The organism is Achromobacter sp. 1012554356 (genome assembly GCF_059760815.1).
Window position 1 is genome coordinate 51,879 of record NZ_JCBANC010000031.1, and the last position, 18,622, is coordinate 70,500.

The following is an 18,622-nucleotide window of genomic DNA, read 5'->3' on the forward strand; positions in this document are numbered from 1 at the left end:
ATCGCACAGGAACCCACCATGTCCATCATCACTGCCCAGACCACCTTCCAAGGCTATCGCCGCGACAATGGCCGCGTCGGCGTGCGCAACCACGTGATCGTCCTGCCCGTGGACGACATCTCCAACGCCGCGGCCGAGGCCGTTGCCAACAATATCAAGGGCACCCTGGCCCTGCCTCATCCTTACGGCCGCCTGCAATTCGGTGAGGATCTGGAACTGCACTTTCGCACGCTGATCGGCACCGGCTGTAACCCCAACGTCGCCGCCGTGGTCGTGATCGGCATCGAGGAAGGCTGGACCAAGCGCGTCGTCGACGGCATTGCCGCCACGGGCAAGCCTGTCATGGGCTTTTCCATCGAACTGCACGGCGACCACGACACCATCATGCGCGCGTCGCGCTGCGCCAAGGAATTCGTGCATTACGCCACCGCGCTCACGCGCAGCGAATGCCCCATCGCCGACCTGTGGGTCTCCACCAAATGCGGCGAATCCGACACCACCTCCGGCTGCGGCGCCAATCCCACGGTGGGTAACGCCTTCGACAAGCTCTATGCGCTGGGCTCCACCCTGGTGTTCGGCGAAACGTCGGAGCTGACCGGCGGCGAACACATCGTGGCCGAGCGCTGCGCCAACGACGCCGTGCGCGAACGCTTCATGTTCATGTTCGACCGCTACCAGGCCATGATCGACCGCTGGAAGACCAGCGATCTGTCCGAATCCCAGCCCACAAAGGGCAACATCGCCGGCGGCCTGACCACCATCGAGGAAAAGGCGATGGGCAACATCCAGAAGATCGGCAAGCAATGCCGGGTGGACGGCGTCATCGACAAGGCCGAGATCCCCGACGGCCCCGGACTGTGGTTCATGGACTCGTCCTCGGCCGCGGCGGAAATGGTCACGCTGTGCGCCGCCTCGGGCTACGCCGTGCACTTTTTCCCCACCGGCCAGGGCAACGTCATCGGCAACCCGATCCTGCCGGTCATCAAGATCTGCGCCAATCCGCGCACCGTGCGCACAATGTCTGAGCACATCGACGTGGACACCAGCGCCCTCCTGCAGCGGGAGATCGACCTGAACCAGGCCGGCGACAAGCTGCTGGAATGCATGCTGGCCACCGCCAACGGCCGGTGGACCGCGGCCGAGGCCCTGGGCCACCGCGAGTTCGTGCTCACGCGGATCTTCGAAAGCGCCTGACAGGCCTTTCCGGCGCCGGCGCGATCAGGAGAACGCGCCGGCTGCCTTCGCGGCTTCATCGCAGCATCAACGACAAGAACCTGCAGACCCGGGCGCAGTCCGCGGCAGCAAAGGCGTACGCATTCCTACCCGGGCGTTATCCCCAAGGAGGAAGACTGATGAGTAGCGAACCGCATTACCCCCCGCAAGATGCGCAGCGCCGTCGCCTGCTGGGCGCCCTGGGCGCCGCCGGCCTCTGTGCGCTGGCCCCATGGGAACGCGCGCTGGCGCAGAAAGGCGCGTGGCCCGAGCGTCCCATCAATTACGTGGTGCCATTTCCGCCGGGCGGCCTGACCGACGTGGCCGCGCGCCAGGTGGGCAAGGCGCTGGCAGACGCCGAACGCTGGAATGTGGTGGTCGAAAACAAGCCCGGCGGCAGCGCCAACATCGGCGCCGCGCACGTGTCGAACGCCGCGCCCGACGGCTACACCTGGCTGGCCATCACCCTGTCGCACGCGGCCAACGCCACATTGTTCGCGGGCAAGGCCGGGTATGACCTGACCCGCGACCTGACGCCCATCGCGGGGTTGGCGTCCTCGCCCATCATGGTGGTCGTGAACGCCAAGAGCAACATCAAGTCCATGGATGACCTGGCGCGCGCGGCCAAGGCGAAGGCGCTATCGGCCGGCTCCAGCGGCAACGGCACGCCGCCGCACCTGACGCTGGCGCTGTATCAGAAGCTGACGGGCGTGCCGCTGATGCACGTGCCGTACAAGGGCGGCGCGCCGTCGCTCACGGATCTGATCGGCGGGCATCTGGACGTGGTGTTTTCCAACTACCCGGAATCGCTGGCGCACGTGAAGAACGGGTCGCTGCGTGCGCTGGCCATCACCACGCGCGAGCGCAGCAAGGATCTGCCCGATCTGCCCACCACGGCCGAAGCCGGCCTGCCGGACCTGATCGTCGAAAACTTCACCGGCGTGCTCGCGCCCGCCGGCACGCCACCTGAACTGGTCCAGCGCATCGGCGACGCCATCGTCAAGCAGATCTCGCAGCCCGCCATGCAGCAATCGTTGCTGCAACTAGGCTTCGTGCCACAGCCGCGCGGGCCGAAGGAGTTCGGCGCGTACCTGAAGTCCGAGGTCGACCGCTGGGCCAAGATCATCCGCGACGCCAACATCCAGGTCGCCTGACGCGGCCAACCTGCCACCACGAAAAGGAGCCCGGCAGATGCGAATTTTGATATCGGAGTTCATGGACGCGCCTGCCGTCCAGGCCCTGCAGCAGCGGTTCGACGTGCAGTACGCGCCCGAGCTGGTCGAGCAGCGCGGCGCGTTGCTCGAGGCCGTCGCGGATGCCGACGCCCTCATCGTGCGCAATCGCACCCAAGTGGACGCGGCGCTGCTGGCCGCGGCGCCGCGCCTGATTGCGGTGGGCCGGCTGGGCGTCGGGCTGGACAACATCGACCTGGCGGGATGCGAGACCCGCGGCATCAAGGTCATTCCCGCCACCGGCGCCAACGCCCGCGCCGTGGCCGAGTACGTCATCGGCACGATGCTGTCGCTGTTGCGCGGCGCCTACGGGTCCACCGCGGACGTGGCCGCCGGCGTGTGGCCGCGCAACGCGCTGTCGCAGGGGCTGGAGGCGCACGGACGCACGTTGGGCGTGGTGGGATTCGGCGGCATCGGCCGACTGGCCGCGCAGCTTGCGCGCGGGTTGGGCATGCGCATCGTGGGCAGCGATGCCGCCCTGCCGCCTGACCATCCCGCGTGGCAGGAAGCGGGCGCCGAGGCGCTGGCGCTGGATGAACTGCTTGCCCAGGCGGACGTCGTAACGCTGCACCTGCCGCTCACGCCCCAGACCCGCCATCTGCTGGACGCCGCGCGCATCGAACGCATGCGCGCCGGCGCCATCCTCATCAACACCTCGCGCGGCGGCATCGTGGACGAAGCCGCGCTGGCGACCGCGTTGCGTGCCGGACGCCTGCGCGGCGCGGCGCTGGACGTCTTCGAGCGGGAGCCGCTGCCCGCCGGCAGCGCGCTGGCCGACGCGCCCAACCTGATCCTCACGCCGCACATCGCGGGGCTCACGCAAGAGGCCAACACGCGCGTTTCCGACATGGTGGCCGCCGGTGTGACAATGGCGCTTGACGCCCGCGCACGCTGACGAGGCGCGGCGCGCCTCACACGACAGGAAGGATATGGCTCACATCTATCTGGACGAACTTCAACACCTGGCCGCGGCCGGTCTTGCCGCCGCCGGCGCCAACCCGGTCATGGCCGACAGCACCGCCCGCGCGCTGGTCTTCGCGGAAAGCCAGGGACTCAGCTCTCATGGCCTGTCGCGCGTGCCGTTCTACGCCGGCCATCTGCGCGCCGGCCGCGCCATCGGTTCGGCCGTGCCGCGCCTCGTGAACGAACGCGGCGGCGCGGCGTTGATCGACGCCGGCTCGGGCCTGGCGTTTCCCGCGTGCGCCATGGCGGTCGAACAGGCCACCGCCCGCGCCCGCGAGCATGGCGTTGCATTCGTCGGCGTGGCCAACAGCCATCACTTCGGCGAGGCGGCCTACCACCTGGAGGTCCTGGCCGACGCCGGCATGGTGGGACTGGCACTGAGCAACTCGCCCGCCGCCATGCCCGCCTGGGGCGGCAAGCGCCCGCTGTTCGGCACCAACCCCATCGCGGCGATCTTCCCTCGCCGCGGCGGCGCCCGTCTGGTCATCGACCTGTCGCTGTCGCAGGTGGCGCGGGGCAAGCTCATGATCGCGGCGCGTGACAACCAGCCCATTCCGCTGGGCTGGGCGCTGGATGCCGAGGGCCAGCCCACGACCGACCCCAAGGCGGGACTGGCCGGCAGCATGCTGCCCGCGGGCGGCGTCAAGGGCGCCATGCTGGCCCTAATCGTCGAACTCATGGCCTGCGCGCTGACCGGCGCGCGCTTCGGCTACGAGAACGAGTCATTCTTTGTGGACGAGGGCGGACCGGCGCGGTTGGGGCAGGCCTTCATGGCGATCGATCCGAACGCGCTGGCAGGCAACGACGTCTACCTGGAACGCGTGGAAACGCTGGTCGACGCCATGCTCGAAGACGAGGGCGTGCGTCTGCCGGGCGACCGCCGCCGCAAGCTGCGCGACGAGGCCGTCAAGCACGGCCTGGACCTGCCCGATGCGCTGATGACGCAGTTGCGCACGCTGGCCGGCGCGGGCTGAACCTCGGGCTGAACCTCTGTATGAACCGCGGCTTGGCGCCCTAGTGTCCGTGGGAGAACCACAACATCAGCGGCGCCAGCAGCAGGAACACCACGGTGGACACCAGCACGGCGCCCGCCGCGGTGTCGCCCAGCGGCGTGTAACGCCGCGCGTACATGTAGCTGACGACCGCGCACGGCATGGCCATCTGCAACGTCAGCGCGCCGGCCAGCACCGGTTCCAGATCCATCGCCCACACCACGGCCAGCCCGGTCACCAGGCCTACCACCAGCCGGATCGCGCCGACCTTGGCGCCATCGCGCACGCCGTTCGACGGGATGAGCGCCAGCGCGTGGCCCAGGCTCAGCAGCATCAGCGGCACCGTCACGGCGCCCAGCATGCGCGCCGTCTCGATGATCCACGCCGGCACCGGCACGTTCAGCAGACGCAGCGCCACCGCCACCACGGACGCCAGCAGGATCGGGCTCTTCCAGCTTCCCTTGGTGTTCACGCCGGGCAGCATGCGCACCGCGATGGTGTGCATCACGAAGGAGTTCACCGCAAAGAATGCCACGGCCACCGACAGGCCCGCGTCGCCGAACGCCAGTTGCGAAATCGGCAGCCCCAGGTTGCCGGCGTTGGGCAGGAACGCGGTGGGCAGCAGGCTCAGCACGGGCAGCTTCCAGGCCTTGAGCAGCGCCGCGCAGATCAGCGCGCACAACAGCAGGGCAATCAGGGTCGCCGCGGCCACGTCGGCTAGCGCGCGGTCGTCCAGATGGGTGGTGACGAAGGTGTGGAACACCAGCGCGGGCGTGGTGACGGACGTCACCAGCGTGGTGATGAAGTTGCCGCCAAAGGGAAGATCGCGCTTGCCCCAGTAAAGCCCGATTCCCACGCAGGAAAGCAGGGGCAGCATCAGCACAATGGCTGACAGGTAGAACTGCGCGATGGCCAACATGGACTATTCCGTCAGAGATAAAAAGATTGATGCGTCACGGCATCATTGCTTGCCCCAGCCGGGGCGGTCGCCGCAGCATGGGGCCATTGTTCACAAAAGGACCATCCCGTCCTCGCCGCCATGTCCGCCACACCGATGCGCATTCCTGCCCACTCATCGCGTTGCGCCGTCCTCAACGCCATCCAGCCCGCCGGCCTGCAGTTGTCCGACAGGCAATCACCTTGCCTGCAGCTATCGGACCGGCAGGCCGCATGCCTGCGGTGGTCCGCCGCGGGCAAGACCAGTTGGGAAACCGCCCGCATCTTGGGCGTCAGCGAAAGCACCGTGAATTTCCACCTGCGCAACGCCTGCACCCGGCTTGGCGTGCGGGGCCGGCGCGCGGCAGTGGTGGCGGCGCTGCGGCTGGGTCTGCTCGAATTCAAGGCTTGATGACGATGGACCGCAGGAATTCGCGCGCGCGCTCGGCGGGCAGGCTTTCCTCGGTGCCCGCGGCCACGGCCTCGATCAGCATCGTGTCCGTCACCCACACCTTCGCCTGCAGCCACCCGGGCTTGCCCACCGCCTTGCCGCGCACCTCGATTTCCTGGCCATAAGGCGGCCATTCCGTGGGCGGCGGCGCCTGCATGTTGGTGTAGAGCGACCGCATCAGCGCCACGCCCAGCGCCTGCCGGGCCGCGGGGCTGGCCGCGATCTCCGGCGGCAGGGGCGCCGACCCCACGGCGAACACCGCTTCGTCCACGGTGGCGCTGGCCATCGTGAACTTCAACGCGTGCATGTCCAGCTTCAATTCGCGGGTTTCCGTCGAGACCCGGGCGGGGAACGCGGCGCGAACGTGACCATCCGCCACATCCATCTCGCGCCAGTTGTAACTCGGCGAGCAAGCGGCCAACGCCAGCGTCAGCGCCAAAAAAACGCCCGCTTTCTTGAACATGAAACGAAACAGCGATGAAATCGTCATTACCCGAGGACTCCAGGGTCCCGTCAATTCAAGGAACTCAGAAATTGTCGCCGATTTCCATGGCGCCCGCGCCCGATGGCACGCCGCTCGCCAATTATTGCTGGCCCGCCGCGCCAAACGTTCCGCTTCCGATAGCGGGCGACGGGCAATCCGGTGGCGGGCAATCCCGCGACGGGCGCTCCGGCGGCCGGCCCAGCATCTACCTGCTGCACGGCCTGAGCGAACACGCCGGGCGCTATGACCGGCTGGCGCGCTGGCTGACCGCGCGGGGCTGGACGGTGGGCGCGCACGATCACCGCGGCCACGGGCGCTCGGGCGGACACCCCGCCACGCTGCGCGACCAGGAAGACCTGGTCACCGACGCGGTGGACAGGCTGCAGGACTGGACGCAGGCCTGCGGCCGGCCCCCGATCCTGCTTGGACACAGCCTGGGCGCCCTGGTCGCCGTGCGCATCGCCCAGCAACGGCGGGCCGACCTGGACGGCCTGGTGCTCAGTTCACCGCCGTTTGCCGTCAACGTCCCGCTCTGGGTGCGCCGCACCCTGACGTGGATGTCCCTGCACGCCCCCGACCTGCGCGTGCCCCACGGCCTGGCGCCCGCCCGCATCTCACACGACCGGGCCGTCGTGAAGGCCTACCGCGCCGATCCCCTGGTGCGGCGCCGCATGACGGGCCGGCTGGCGCGCTTTGTCGACGAAGCCGGGCAGCAGGCGCTTCGCGAAGCCCGCCTGCTGCCCTGCCGCACCCTGCTGATGGTGGCCGGCGACGACTCCATCGTGGCGGCCGAAGGCAGCCGGCAGTTCGCCCAGCGGGCGCCCGCTGAACTCCTCACCCTGCGCTGGTACGACACCGCCTGGCACGAGATCTTCAACGAAACCGCCCCCATTGCCGACCCCGTCTATGCTGACCTGGACGAATGGCTGGCGCGCACCGCCCAGGCATTGTCCCTGTCCCCAGTACTGGTTCCCTCAGCACAGGAGGCCAGCACCCCGTAAAATCCGGCGACAGCCCCCAACGAGAACAATCCGTGACCGATACTGCCGCCAACCGCCTCGCCCGCCTAGAGGCCAACCGCTCGCTGCTGACCCAGACCCTGCGGGGCATCGAGAAAGAAGGCCTGCGCGTGGACGAACAGGGCATCCTGGCCCGCACGCCGCACCCCGCCGGACTGGGCTCGGCGCTGACCAACGAACACGTCACCACCGATTATTCCGAGTCGCTGCTTGAGCTCATCACGGGCACGCACGACAACGTGGACGCGCTCCTGGCCGAGCTTGCCGACACCCACCGCCACGTCTACACCGTGCTGGACCATGAACTGATCTGGAATCAGTCCATGCCGGCCACGCTGCCGCCCGAGCCCGAAATCCCCATCGCCTGGTACGGAACGTCCAACACGGGCATGCTCAAGCACGTGTACCGCCGCGGTCTGGCCGAGCGCTACGGCAAGACGATGCAATGCATCGCCGGCGTGCACTACAACTTTTCGCTGCCCGAATCCCTATGGCCCGTGCTCGACACGCAGCCCGGCTCCGGCCAGGACCGCCGCTCGCGCGGGTACATCGGCCTGATCCGCAACTTCACGCGGCATTCCTGGCTGCTGATGTACCTGTTTGGCTCCGCCCCCGCGCTGTCCAGCGGCTTTTTGCAAGGCCAGGACCATGCGCTGGACAAGCTGGGCGACCACACCCTTTACCTGCCCTATGCCACCAGCCTGCGCATGAGCGATCTGGGCTACCAGAACAAGGCGCAGTCGCAGCTCAAGCTCTGCTACAACGACTTGGACACCTTCCTTGGCCGCCTGTACGGCGCCGTGACGCAGCCCTGGCCCGACTATCAAAATATCGGCACCCACCGCGACGGCGAGTGGATCCAGCTCAACACCAACGTGCTGCAGATCGAAAACGAGTACTACTCCAGCATCCGCCCCAAGCGCGCCACCGGCCGCTGCGAACGCCCCATCACTGCGCTGGCCGAACGCGGCGTGCAGTACGTTGAAGTGCGCTGCCTCGACATCGATCCGTATTCGCCGATTGGCATCGACGCCACCACCGCCCGGTTCGTCGACGCCTTCCTGCTGTTCTGCACGGCCTCGGACAGCCCGTTCTTCCCCGCCAACGGCTACTGTCAGCGCAGCGCCGACAATTTCTCGGTGGTGGTCAAGGAAGGCCGCAAGCCGGGCCTCACGCTGGATCGCGACGGCCAGACCATCGGCCTGGCGCAATGGGGCCACGAACTTCTGGACCAGATCGCGCCGTATGCCGCGCTGTACGACAGCGCCTTCGGCGGCACCGCTTACGCGGATGCCCTGGCGGCGCAACGCGCCAAGCTTGACCAGCCCGACACCACGCCCTCGGCGCGCCTCTTGGCCGACTTGAAGGACAGCGGCCTGTCGTTCCACGATTTCTCGCTGGCGCTGAGCCGCAAGCATGCGGATGCGCTGCGCGCGCAGCCGCTGCCTGCCGACGTGGCCACGGCCTATCAGCAAGCCGCCGCGCAGTCCGCCGCCGAACAGCTTCGCCTGGAACAGTCGGACACTGAAGACTTCGATACCTACGTGAGCCGCTATCACGCCGCGCTGAAGGCGCCGCGCAAATAAGGCGTATCGTTAGGGATTGATCCGCGCCGCGCCCCTGCGGGGTGCGCGCGCGGGCCTTACCAGTCACATCAGGAGGTTTTATCCATGCGCCGCACCGCAAAATTTCTGCTGGCCCTGGCGGCCAGCGTGGCGGGCATTGCCCACGCCGCGCCGCCGCCCATGCAGACCGTGGAATCCGTTGACCTGAAACGCTACGTGGGGATGTGGTACGAAATCGCCAACTTCCCCATGTTCTTCCAGCGCAATTGCGTGGGAGACACCACGGCCGAGTACACGGCGCATCCAGACGGCACTGTCGGCGTGAACAACCGCTGCCGCACCAAGGATGGGGATATCGATTCGGCCTCGGGCACGGCCACGGTGGTTGAAGGCAGCAACAACGCCAAGCTCGAAGTCACCTTCTTCAAGCCGTTCAAGGGCGATTACTGGGTGATCGGCCTGGATCCGGAGTACCGCTGGTCCGTCGTCGGCACGCCCGACCGCAAGTATCTGTGGATCCTGTCGCGCTCGCCCCAGTTGCCCAAGGAAGAACTGGACAAGGCGCTGGCCGCCGCCACGGCGCAGGGCTATCAGCTCGACGAGCTGCGCTATACGCCGCAGAAATAGGCGCCGCGGCGGTACGCGCCGCGGAACCAGGCGCCGTCCTCAGCCCGCGTAATCGCGGGCCAGCCTGACCACCGTCACGCCGGGCTTCAACTGCCGCAGCGACGGCATGATCAGCGTGCAGTTGTCGTAGGGCGTGACCACCGGCTGATCATCCGCCCAGCCGATCAGCGATCCGGCCTTATCGAACGTCTCCAGACCCGTCCACGGGCCTGCAAATCGCACATTCATCGACGGCGCCACCACGGCGTCCGTCACTTCCAGCACGCGTTGCGCCGCCGGAGCCGGCAGCAGCCAGGCCTCGGGCAGGTCCGCCGCGTCAATCACGCCCGATTCCATCAGCATCCGCGCCACCATGTCGCGCGCCACATCGCGCGACGACAGGTCGCCATGAAAGCCGCATTCGATCAGCAGCGCGCACGCGTCTTCGCGGGCCGGGTCGCCAAAGTGTTCGAAGTCGCGCATGCGCACGCCGTCCTTGTGGCCGGCATCCACGATGACGTGCTGCGGGGCCTTCAGGCGGCGCGCCAGCGCGATATTGCGCGGCAGCACGCCCGTCAGCAGCAGCGGCGCCCCCGGCTCGTGCATCGAATGCAGGTCCAGCAGCCAGTCGGCGCGCCGCACCCACGGGCGCAGCGCCGCGCCGCGTTGGCGGTCCGGCGACGTGGGATTGTCCAGACGCTCGGCGCTCCAGACGCGGTTCATGTCTTCCTGCACGAAACGCGACGCATCGTGGTTCGCGTGATCGAAGCGGTCGAACGCATCCAGGTTGCAGAAGGCCAGGGTCAGGCTGCCGCGGCGCGGCCGCAGACCCGAAGCCAACAGGTCTTTCAGCGCCCACGCGCCGCACAGCTCATTGCCGTGCACCAGCGCGCTCACCATCAGCGCCCGTCCCGGCACGCCCGAATCAAAGTGCCACACGCCCGGCGTGTCGGTATTGCCCGCGCGCTCGGCGGCGATGTCGGGAACGGGGAGCTTGAATTCCATGGTGATATCCGCTTGATGCCTGGTCTTTCGATGTCGTGATGGTGCGCGCGCAGCCTTATTGCGCTTCGATCTTGGCGGCCTTGACCAGCGCGCCGTACTTCTGGGTTTCTTCCGCCTGGAACGCCACCGGATCCACGCCCGGCTTGGCCACTTCGCCGCCGGCGTCCTGCATCTTGGCGCGGAACTGGTCCGACTTCAGCGTCTCATCCAGCACGGCGCGCAGCTTGGTCACCACCGGCTCGGGCAGGCCGGCCGGGCCGTACAGCGCGAACCACAGGTTGATGTCCACGGACTCGAAGCCCTTGGTGGCGGCCAGCGGCGCGATTTCGGGCGCGGCGGGCGAACGCTTGTTCTCGGTCAGGCCCAGCGCGACGATGTTGCCGCTGCGCACCTGCGGCAGACCCGAGGACAGCACCAGCATGCCGTAGTCCAGCTGGCCGCTCATCAGGTCGGTCACCAGCGGCGACACGCCGCGGTAGGGCACGTGTTCGGCGCGGGTGCCGGTGGCCTGGTTGATCATCTCGCCCGCCAGGTGCAGCGTCGTGCCCACGCCCGACGAGCCGTAGTTGAACGTGCCGGGCGCGGCGCCCTTGAGCTTTTCCAGGTAGTCGGCGGCGGTCTTAACACCCGAGTTCTTGCTGGCGGCCAGCAGCATCGGCTGCGAGGCCACGATGCCCAGCGCCGTGAAATCCTTGGCGCTGTCGTACTTCACGGCAGTGTTGATCATGCGGGCGATCACCATTTCGTTGGTGGAGCCCAGGAAGATGGTGTAGCCGTCGGGTGCGGCGCGCGCCACGCGTTGCGCGCCGATCGTGCCGCCCGCGCCGCCAACGTTCTCGACCACGACCGTCTGGCCCAGGCGCTTGCCCAGTTCTTCGCCCAGGAGGCGCGCGGTCAGGTCCAGGCTGCCGCCTGCGGGGTAGCCGACGATCAGCGAAATGCTGCGGGCCGGATAATCGGCCGCGCTGGCGGCAGGCGCCGCGGCAAGGGCCGAGGCCGCACACAACGAAACTAGCGCCGCGCGCAGCGGCTTCACGATGGACTTCATGACTTTCTCCCTGGGGTGCTGTGGGTGGACGGCGGAGCCGTCTCATTTGATTTCGGGGGCTATTTTCGAGCGCGACCCAGGGGCAGTCCGTGCCAAAACGGCACATCGTTGTGCCGATCGGGATTTTGGCGGCGAGATTTGGACGCTGAACTTCAGGTACTGCACTTCAGGCGCTGGAACTGGGACCCGAAGTCAGACCCAAATTCACGCCTTGCGATTGGCCGTCGCTTCCCAGGCGGCTTCGGCCAGGTCGGTCAGCCGGGCGCGCGGGCGGTACAACCGGACTTCGAACGCGATCTCGTCGCTGCGCCCGCCCAGCGCGGCCAGCGCGCCGCGCCGGCAATCGGCAGCCACCATGGACCACGGCAGCCACGCCACCCCCACGCCCTTGGCGACCGCGCCATGCGCGGCATCCAGGGAGTCGCCGCGCACAAAGGGCGTCAGCGCATACGGCGTGGCTTCGAGCCGATCCCCCACGATGCGCTCCATCGCCAGCCCGCCGGTGTAGGTGATCAGCGGCACGGGCGCCCCGCCCTCTTGCAGCAGGTAGCGCGGCCGGCCCCGTGAATCCATCTGGCTGACCGGCACCAGCTTGTCGGTCGCCAGCGTCATGTACCGATAGCGCGAGGGGCTGAGCGGCACGGACAGCGCCGGGTGCTCGTAGCAGCACAACAGCTCCACCTTGCCCTGTTCCAGCCGGACCACCAGGTCCTGCGCCTTGCCGGTGGACAGCTCAACCTGCGTGCCGTCCGTCAGGACCCGAGGCGTGCGGTGCCGCAGCCGCGCGATCCAGTCGGCCACCAGCGTGCGCGCCAGGCTGCGGCCCGTGGCAATGCGCAGCACGGCCTCGCCGCCCGCGCCCGAGCTGCGGATGCGATGGCGCACCAGCCCCATCTGCTCGATCACTTGCGTCGCCGTCTTGAGCAGCGCCTCGCCTTCGGGCGTCAGCGTCACCGGCAGACGCTGGCGTTCCACCAGCGGCGTGCCCGCCCACGCCTCCAGCGCGCGGATGCGCCGGCCGAAGGCGGGATGCGTGACGTGCCGCAGCTCGGCTGCGCGCACAAAGCTGCCGGTCTGCGCCAGCGCAATCAGGTCTTCGAGGAGTTTCAGGTCTGCCATGGACGACAAGCTTACGGCATCGCGCGTGCTAGGCCGCCGCTTGTCCCTCGGGCAGAGACAGAATGCGCGCGATGACCTGCGCCGTCTCGCGGTAGTGCGCCGCCAGCAGCGCGGCCGCGCGGTCGGCATCGCGCGAGACCGCGGCATCCAGCAGCGCGCGGTGCTCGTCGTCGACGTTGCGTTCATGGCCGTACGCCATGGCCTGCGCGCGCGCCGGCCGGCGGTAGCGCTCGGTCTGCGCGTACAACTGCGCGGACAGGTCCAGCAGCCAGGGCGAGCGGCAGGCGCCGATCAGCGCCTGATGAAAGTCCTGGTGACGGGCTTCCAGTGCGTCCTCGCGGTCCGGGTCCAGCCCCGGCGCGGCGTCCGCCCGCCGCGCGGCCAGCGCCAATGCGTGAAACGCTCCGACCAGCCGCGCCTCCCAGGCGTCGTCGGCATTGGCCAGCGATCGCCGCAACGCGTCGCAGTCGATCAGGATGCGGGTCTCGCAGGCGTCGCGCATCTCGTCCACGGACAACGGCGCGATGCGAAACCCGCGCGAGGTGGTGGTAAGCACCATGCGTTCGCTGCGCAACCGGTTCAGCGCCTCGCGGATCGGCGAAAAGCTGCCGCCGTAGCGCTGGCGCAGCAGCTCCAGCCGCAGCGACTGGCCCGGCGCAAACGCGCCGCGCATGATGTCGCGGCGCAACTGCCGGTAGATCTGTTCGGACAGCGTGATGTCTTCGATCTCGGCGCCGCCGTTTGCCGCCGCATCCTCGCGCGGGGCCTTGATTCTGGGTTTCAAGCGCGGCGCTCCTAGACGGCCACCACCGGGTGGCGCAGCGTGCCGATGCCCTCCACGCAGGCCACGACCACGTCGCCCGGCCACAGGAATTCCTGCGGCTTGCGGCCGGCGCCCACGCCCTCCGGCGTGCCGGTGGCGATGATGTCGCCCGGCTCCAGCGTGATGCCGGCGCTGATGTCGGAGATCAGGAACGGCACCTTGAACAGCATGTGCCGCGTGTTCGAGCCCTGCTTCTTTTCGCCGTTGACCGTCAGCCACAGGTCCAGCACCTGCGGATCGGGGATCTCGTCGGCCGTCACGATGCACGGACCGAACGGCGCATACGTGTCCTGCCCCTTGGAATAGATCCACTGCCCGGCGCGGCGGCAATCGCGCGCGCTCATGTCCAGCATCACGCTGTATCCGAACACGTAGGACAGCGCATCGGCCTCGGCCACGCGCGACGCCCGCCGGCCGATGATCACCGCCAGCTCGACTTCCCAGTCCAGCTGCTGCGTGATCTTCGCGTTGTGCTCGATGGCGTCACCCGGCCCGATGACCGTGGTGGGCGGCTTGGAGAAGATGACGGGCTGCTTGGGCAGGTCGGCCGACGTATCCAGCGTGCGGCTGGACTCGGCCACGTGCTCCACATAGTTCAGGCCGATGCCGAAGATGTTCTTGCGCGGACGCGGGATGGGCGCCAGCAGCTTCACGTTCTCCTGCGGCACCGCGGTGCCCACCGGCCAGTTGCCGCGGAACGTGTCCAACAGACGCGTCGCCTGTGCAACCGCCACCGGTCCCAGGTCGATGAATTCCAGCATGTCATCGGGCAGGTCCACCCCGCCTTCCTGACCCAGCAGGAAAAGGTCGATCACATAACCGTCAACGAGCGCGCCCAGGCGGGCGGCGGCGGTGGGATGAGCGCGAAAGGTCACCAGGCGCATCGGGAACTCCAGAAGGTCAAAGGGTTGCAGAACCGGCCGCAGCGGCACGGAGGCTTTCGAAACTAGATCAGCTGCTGATGGCCGCCGTTGTCCTGCACCGCTTCCTCGCGGTACAGGGCCAGCGCGCGCATGACGGGCAGATCGTTGAAACAGAAGAGGCACGCGTCGTCGTTGGACGACAGGTTGGCGTGTTCGTGGATGGCCCAGGACGGCACGCAGAAGATGTCGCGCTCGGTCCAGTCGTAGCGCTTGCCGTCGATGACGGAAAAGCCGCTGCCCTTGGCCACCTGGTAGATGAAGCTGCCGGTGTGCCGGTGCGCCTTCGTGTGCTCACCGGGGCGCAGCAATTGCATGCTGGCGCCAATCGTCGGCATGACGGGGCCGCCCGTCGCCGGATTGACGTATTCCAGCAGGATGCCGTCGTAGGGACTGCCCGCGGTGGTGCGCGCGTAGCGGCGCAGCGCCTCGTACGTGGGCTCCCATTCGTACTTGAAGAGCGGCGAATACGGCTTGGTCCACCCCGACACCTGCGGTCGCAGCGCCACGCCGCCCCATGCGCCGCTGGTGTCGTCCACCGGGTGCGTGACGGTCTGGTTCAGGTCCGGATGCACGGCATAGAAGCCGGCTTCCAGTGCGTTGACCAGCGGGATGTCCAGGCCGTCTTGCCAGATGCAGGTGCTGCCATCCTCGGCCACGCCATGCTCGTGCCACGTGCCGTTTGGCGTCAGCACAAAATCATTCGCGCCCAGCGTCATCTTGTGGCCGTCCACCACCGTGAACGCGCCCTGTCCTTCCATGATGAAGCGCAGCGCCGAATGCGTGTGCGCGTGCGCGGACGCCAGCTCGCCCGGGCGCATCACCTGCAGTCCGGAATACAGCCAGCCCACCGCCGCCGCCACATCGCGCCGGCCGGGGTTGTTCAGGTAGATGACACGCCGGCCCGCCTCTTCGGGCGACACCAGCTCGGCGGACCGCAGCACGTGGCCGCGCAGGTCCCGGTAGCGCCACACCACGGGCACCGACGCCGACCGCGGCGCCCACGGCTCGATCTTGTTCGCCACCGTCCACAGCGCGCCGGTCTCCAGCCGCGCCAGCTCCTGGTAATAGGCCACCCGCTCCGGCGAGTCGGCCACATTGGCGCGGCCCGCGGTGTCTTCGCGGTAGGCGTCGTAGCGGTTCGCTTCCATTCCGTGCCCCTGGTTTTATAAAACGCTGAGGATTTTCGAAAATACTAAGCGCGGGGCAGAGACCGGGCAACCGGGCAGCGCTAGGGGTTTTCCTTGAACGGCGCAGGCGTTTCGCAAAAATAAGTTGGCGACGTCCGCAAAAATACTGTACAAAAACACAGTGCGACGTGATACATTTCGCTCGCCCGAAAAACTGTCGTCCAGGGGAGAATTCCTGTGTCAGAAGCTGCTCATCTCGTTCAGTACATCGTCGTTCCCTACCGCGCCGCCGCCAATGGCGTCGCACCCGGGGAAATCCGTCCGGCCAGCAGCGAATTCGGAGCCATCCGCATCGCGAATTCCATGGCTTCCAAATTCGCCGGCGTCGCGGCCTATGAAGTGATGATCGACAAGGAGACCGGCGACATGGAATCGCCGCGCATCCTGATGCAGATCGGCACCGTGCCTTCGCTGGACGACTAGCCAACGAAAATCGCCCGCCCCGCATGCATGCGGGGCGGGCGATTCAACGGTTTGGCGCGCATTGCCAGCGCGCAGCCAATCCTCTGTGGGATCGGTCATCCGCAGAGTCCTGATCTGCGAACGCTAGAACAGATGCTTGATCCCCACCGAGCCACCGACCGCGTGCATGCCCGATGCACCGCCCAATCCCTGCTCGGCGTTCAACTGCACATTGACGAACGTGTTCTTACCGGCCCGACGGTCGTAGCCCGCCGATAGCCCCACGCGCGATCCGTCCAGGTCGTTCTCAAAGGCGATCTCGCCCTGCGTCAGCGTCTGATATTCGCTGGACGACTTCCCCAGCGTGTGCCGGTAGCTCAGCATCAGCCATCCGTGGTTCTGCGCGCCGTCCTGCTCGCCCCACGCTTTGGACAGCTTCAGGCTCACGCGCGAATGCAGCGCGTGCGATGCCGGCAACGACACTTGGCCAATGTCATCATCGCCGTCGCGCAGCTTGACGTGCTGGACCATCACCTGCGCCTGAGGTTCGAGTCGAAGTCCGTTGGACACATCGCCCACGTCGAACGCCTTGCCGGCTTCGGCCGACAACGCCGCGCCCCATCCCGACGTCTGCATCGACATGCCATCCGCGCCGTTCGATTTGGTTTTCACGCCGTACCGGCTGATCTGCGTGACGAAGTCGGCATAGCCGCCCTTGCCGTCCATCATCGTGTAGTACGCGCCCAGACCGTACATCGTCTGATCGCTACGGCCGGCATGGATGGTCGAACGCGTGGAGGCCTGATAGTGATCCACGTCGGCACGGGAAACCAATGCGGTGCCGAATACGCCCAGGCTGTTGCGGCGGATGCCCTGGCTGGTCACGAAGAGGTCCGTGCCCACCTGCAGGCCGCCCAGCGTCGTGCGGCTTCCAACTTGAGACTGCAGAATGCCGCGCGAAGCGCCATCGCGGTTCTCCCATCCGCCCAGCGTTCTGGCCCAGGCATACGGGTACACCTTACGGGCCAGCGTTTCGGTCGCGCCCATGCGCTCGTTGAAGGTGCCCACCGCCAGCTCGGACTGCCGCAGCGCTTGCCCGCCCAACTGCGAGTAAAGCGAGACCTCGGGGCGGGCCTCGCTAATCAAATACCAGTTGTTGGCAAGTTCCGGTGAGCCATCCAGCGCGCCATGCGTCAGCACGTAGTGGAACGCGCCGGCCCGCGGCGCTTGCCCTGGCGTTTGCTGGAACGCGTTGTCCGTGCTGGCGCCAGCCTTGACCACCAGATAGCCGTTTCCGCTGAAGGGATCACCAAAGCCGCCGTCGGTGTTGATCGTCAGGTTGGTCAGCCCCGTGGCCCCCGCGTTCAAGGTCAGGTAATCCGCTGCGCCGGTGGCGGCGGGGCCCAGGTGCAGTTGCAATTCGCCGCCGCCGCCCACCAGATTGTTCGCGGTGAACGTGCGGCCGATGGCATCGTGGGCCCAGTCTGCGGGCGGTGCAAACGCGACGCTGCCTTCAAGCCGAAGTTCGCTGACGGTGCTGAGATTGTTTGCTTGCGCGGGGTTGGAGGCATCGGTCAGCACGTTCCATTTGCTGGTCGCGTCGATGGCGAGACTTGGTCCATCCACCCAGCCGTCGAGCGTGGCGCCGTTGGTCAGATGCAGATCGGCGCCGCCCGCCCCCACGACCCGGGCGACCGCATGACCGGCTTGGCCCAGCGACGTGCCCCGGATTTCAAGCGCGCCATCGAACAGGCGCGTGAGGCCGGTATAGGTGAGCGAGCCCGTCAGCGTGGTCGTGCCTTCCAACTGATGCAGCTCGCCGGTACCCGATATGGCATTGGAGAACCAGCCCGCGTGCTGCGACATCGCCAGGACGGCATTGTTTTCGATCGCGCCTGCGCCCAGAGATCCGCCGTGATGCGTTCCGCCGGCGCCAAGCTGAAGCACGCCTTCTTCGATGACGACAGCGCCGGAAAAGGCGTCATTGTCACGAGCGATGGACAAGGTTCCCGCGCCAGTTTTGGTGAGCGTGCCCGATCCGGTGATGTTTCCGAACATATGTACGTACGCCGACTGCCCTTGCGCCGCCAGCTCTGGATTTCCTGTCCGGATCGCGCCGTCTCTGGCGAAATGCACGTCACGTTCCATCACCGTCGCGGCCTCCACCTGCAGCCCGCCGCCGTTGAAGGTAAGCGTGCCAGACCGATCACCCAGATTGTTCTCGTGGTCAATCGCGAGCCACCCGCCCGACAGGGTCCACGGCGTTTCGACCTGGCCGGTCCCGCCTATCAGCTTCCATGTTCCGGCCGACGTTTTCTCGAAGGCGTTAAAGCCCAGGTATTGGGCCGGTCCGGTCGCGCCGGTTCCGATCAGGCTGACATCAAAGACATTGTTCTCGTAGTCCTGGCGGGAGTCCCAGCCGCCATCAAGAACGAGCGTACTCGTGCCGCCGGCTTCCGTGGCATCGACCAGGCCTGTGATCTGGCTGTCTGGGTTGTCCCAGCCGCCCTGTCCCTTCAGCACCAGCGTGGAGTCGCGGGCGGTCGCCGCATACTTGATGGCGGTGTCCTGGTTCTCGGGCCCGTGCGATATCGTTCCCGTATTGATGATCACGGAGTTGGCGCCCGTAACGTAGACGCCGTGGCCGCTCTGGCC

At 67.4% G+C, this 18,622-nt stretch carries 18 protein-coding genes; 9 read left to right on the forward strand and 9 right to left on the reverse strand.

The window, feature by feature from the left end:
- Positions 1-18: 18 nt before the first annotated feature.
- The 4 genes from AC6LJW_RS17055 (at position 19) to AC6LJW_RS17070 (ending at position 4,381) form a co-directional block, all read left to right on the forward strand.
- Positions 19-1,194: a UxaA family hydrolase gene (locus tag AC6LJW_RS17055; protein ID WP_056564780.1), complete on the forward strand. Its 1,176-nt coding sequence runs from the start codon at positions 19-21 to the stop codon at positions 1,192-1,194.
- Between the two features lie 158 nt (positions 1,195-1,352).
- Positions 1,353-2,366 carry a Bug family tripartite tricarboxylate transporter substrate binding protein gene (locus AC6LJW_RS17060; protein WP_056564783.1) on the forward strand — a complete coding sequence of 338 codons (1,014 nt, stop codon included), beginning with the start codon at positions 1,353-1,355 and terminating at the stop codon, positions 2,364-2,366.
- Positions 2,367-2,403: 37 nt separating this feature from the next.
- Complete coding sequence (locus tag AC6LJW_RS17065) at positions 2,404-3,339, forward strand: hydroxyacid dehydrogenase (RefSeq protein ID WP_498087826.1); 936 nt, start codon at positions 2,404-2,406, stop codon at positions 3,337-3,339.
- A 34-nt stretch (positions 3,340-3,373) separates the two neighbouring features.
- Positions 3,374-4,381, forward strand: a complete 1,008-nt coding sequence (locus AC6LJW_RS17070) for an Ldh family oxidoreductase (protein WP_498087828.1) — start codon at positions 3,374-3,376, stop codon at positions 4,379-4,381.
- Between the two features lie 40 nt (positions 4,382-4,421).
- Here the strand turns inward: AC6LJW_RS17070 and AC6LJW_RS17075 are convergent, their stop codons facing one another.
- The gene (locus AC6LJW_RS17075; RefSeq protein ID WP_056564791.1) at positions 4,422-5,318 is read right to left on the reverse strand and encodes an AEC family transporter; all 897 of its coding nucleotides are present in this window, start codon (positions 5,316-5,318) and stop codon (positions 4,422-4,424) included.
- A 225-nt stretch (positions 5,319-5,543) separates the two neighbouring features.
- Here AC6LJW_RS17075 and AC6LJW_RS17080 point away from each other — a divergent pair, with 225 nt between their 5' ends.
- Positions 5,544-5,747, forward strand: a complete 204-nt coding sequence (locus tag AC6LJW_RS17080; protein WP_056566911.1) for a helix-turn-helix domain-containing protein — start codon at positions 5,544-5,546, stop codon at positions 5,745-5,747.
- Here AC6LJW_RS17080 and AC6LJW_RS17085 read toward each other — a convergent pair.
- Positions 5,737-6,276, reverse strand: a complete 540-nt coding sequence (locus AC6LJW_RS17085) for a hypothetical protein (RefSeq protein ID WP_056564793.1) — start codon at positions 6,274-6,276, stop codon at positions 5,737-5,739. The two genes, AC6LJW_RS17080 and AC6LJW_RS17085, sit on opposite strands and share 11 nt — an antisense overlap.
- 44 nt (positions 6,277-6,320) lie before the next feature.
- Here AC6LJW_RS17085 and AC6LJW_RS17090 point away from each other — a divergent pair, with 44 nt between their 5' ends.
- The 3 genes from AC6LJW_RS17090 (at position 6,321) to AC6LJW_RS17100 (ending at position 9,481) form a co-directional block, all read left to right on the forward strand.
- Entirely contained in the window at positions 6,321-7,271 is a 951-nt protein-coding gene (locus tag AC6LJW_RS17090; protein ID WP_498087829.1) for an alpha/beta hydrolase, read from the forward strand.
- A gap of 32 nt (positions 7,272-7,303) precedes the next feature.
- Positions 7,304-8,875 carry a glutamate--cysteine ligase gene (gene gshA / locus AC6LJW_RS17095; protein WP_056564798.1) on the forward strand — a complete coding sequence of 524 codons (1,572 nt, stop codon included), beginning with the start codon at positions 7,304-7,306 and terminating at the stop codon, positions 8,873-8,875.
- An 84-nt stretch (positions 8,876-8,959) separates the two neighbouring features.
- Entirely contained in the window at positions 8,960-9,481 is a 522-nt protein-coding gene (locus AC6LJW_RS17100; RefSeq protein WP_056564801.1) for a lipocalin family protein, read from the forward strand.
- Positions 9,482-9,520: 39 nt separating this feature from the next.
- On the opposite strand, the gene AC6LJW_RS17105 is transcribed toward AC6LJW_RS17100, so the two are convergent.
- The 6 genes from AC6LJW_RS17105 to AC6LJW_RS17130 all read right to left on the reverse strand — a co-directional run bounded on the left by AC6LJW_RS17105 (position 9,521) and on the right by AC6LJW_RS17130 (position 15,526).
- Positions 9,521-10,465 (reverse strand): M14 family metallopeptidase, encoded by a 945-nt coding sequence (locus tag AC6LJW_RS17105; RefSeq protein ID WP_498087830.1) that lies wholly within the window; start codon positions 10,463-10,465, stop codon positions 9,521-9,523.
- 55 nt (positions 10,466-10,520) lie between these two features.
- A complete protein-coding gene (locus tag AC6LJW_RS17110; protein WP_056564806.1) occupies positions 10,521-11,513 on the reverse strand; it encodes a Bug family tripartite tricarboxylate transporter substrate binding protein in 993 nt (330 codons plus the stop codon).
- 204 nt (positions 11,514-11,717) lie between these two features.
- Positions 11,718-12,632, reverse strand: a complete 915-nt coding sequence (locus AC6LJW_RS17115) for a LysR family transcriptional regulator (protein WP_056564809.1) — start codon at positions 12,630-12,632, stop codon at positions 11,718-11,720.
- Positions 12,633-12,660: 28 nt separating this feature from the next.
- Positions 12,661-13,416, reverse strand: a complete 756-nt coding sequence (locus AC6LJW_RS17120) for a GntR family transcriptional regulator (protein ID WP_056564812.1) — start codon at positions 13,414-13,416, stop codon at positions 12,661-12,663.
- 11 nt (positions 13,417-13,427) lie between these two features.
- Complete coding sequence (locus tag AC6LJW_RS17125) at positions 13,428-14,339, reverse strand: fumarylacetoacetate hydrolase family protein (protein WP_498087831.1); 912 nt, start codon at positions 14,337-14,339, stop codon at positions 13,428-13,430.
- A 62-nt stretch (positions 14,340-14,401) separates the two neighbouring features.
- Positions 14,402-15,526, reverse strand: coding sequence for a cupin domain-containing protein (locus AC6LJW_RS17130; protein WP_498087832.1), 1,125 nt, complete (start codon positions 15,524-15,526; stop codon positions 14,402-14,404).
- A 216-nt stretch (positions 15,527-15,742) separates the two neighbouring features.
- Here AC6LJW_RS17130 and AC6LJW_RS17135 point away from each other — a divergent pair, with 216 nt between their 5' ends.
- Positions 15,743-15,988, forward strand: coding sequence for a hypothetical protein (locus tag AC6LJW_RS17135; protein WP_056327580.1), 246 nt, complete (start codon positions 15,743-15,745; stop codon positions 15,986-15,988).
- A 123-nt stretch (positions 15,989-16,111) separates the two neighbouring features.
- On the opposite strand, the gene AC6LJW_RS17140 is transcribed toward AC6LJW_RS17135, so the two are convergent.
- Positions 16,112-18,622 (reverse strand): autotransporter outer membrane beta-barrel domain-containing protein (locus AC6LJW_RS17140; RefSeq protein ID WP_498087833.1); only part of this gene is annotated, 2,511 nt, incomplete at its 5' end.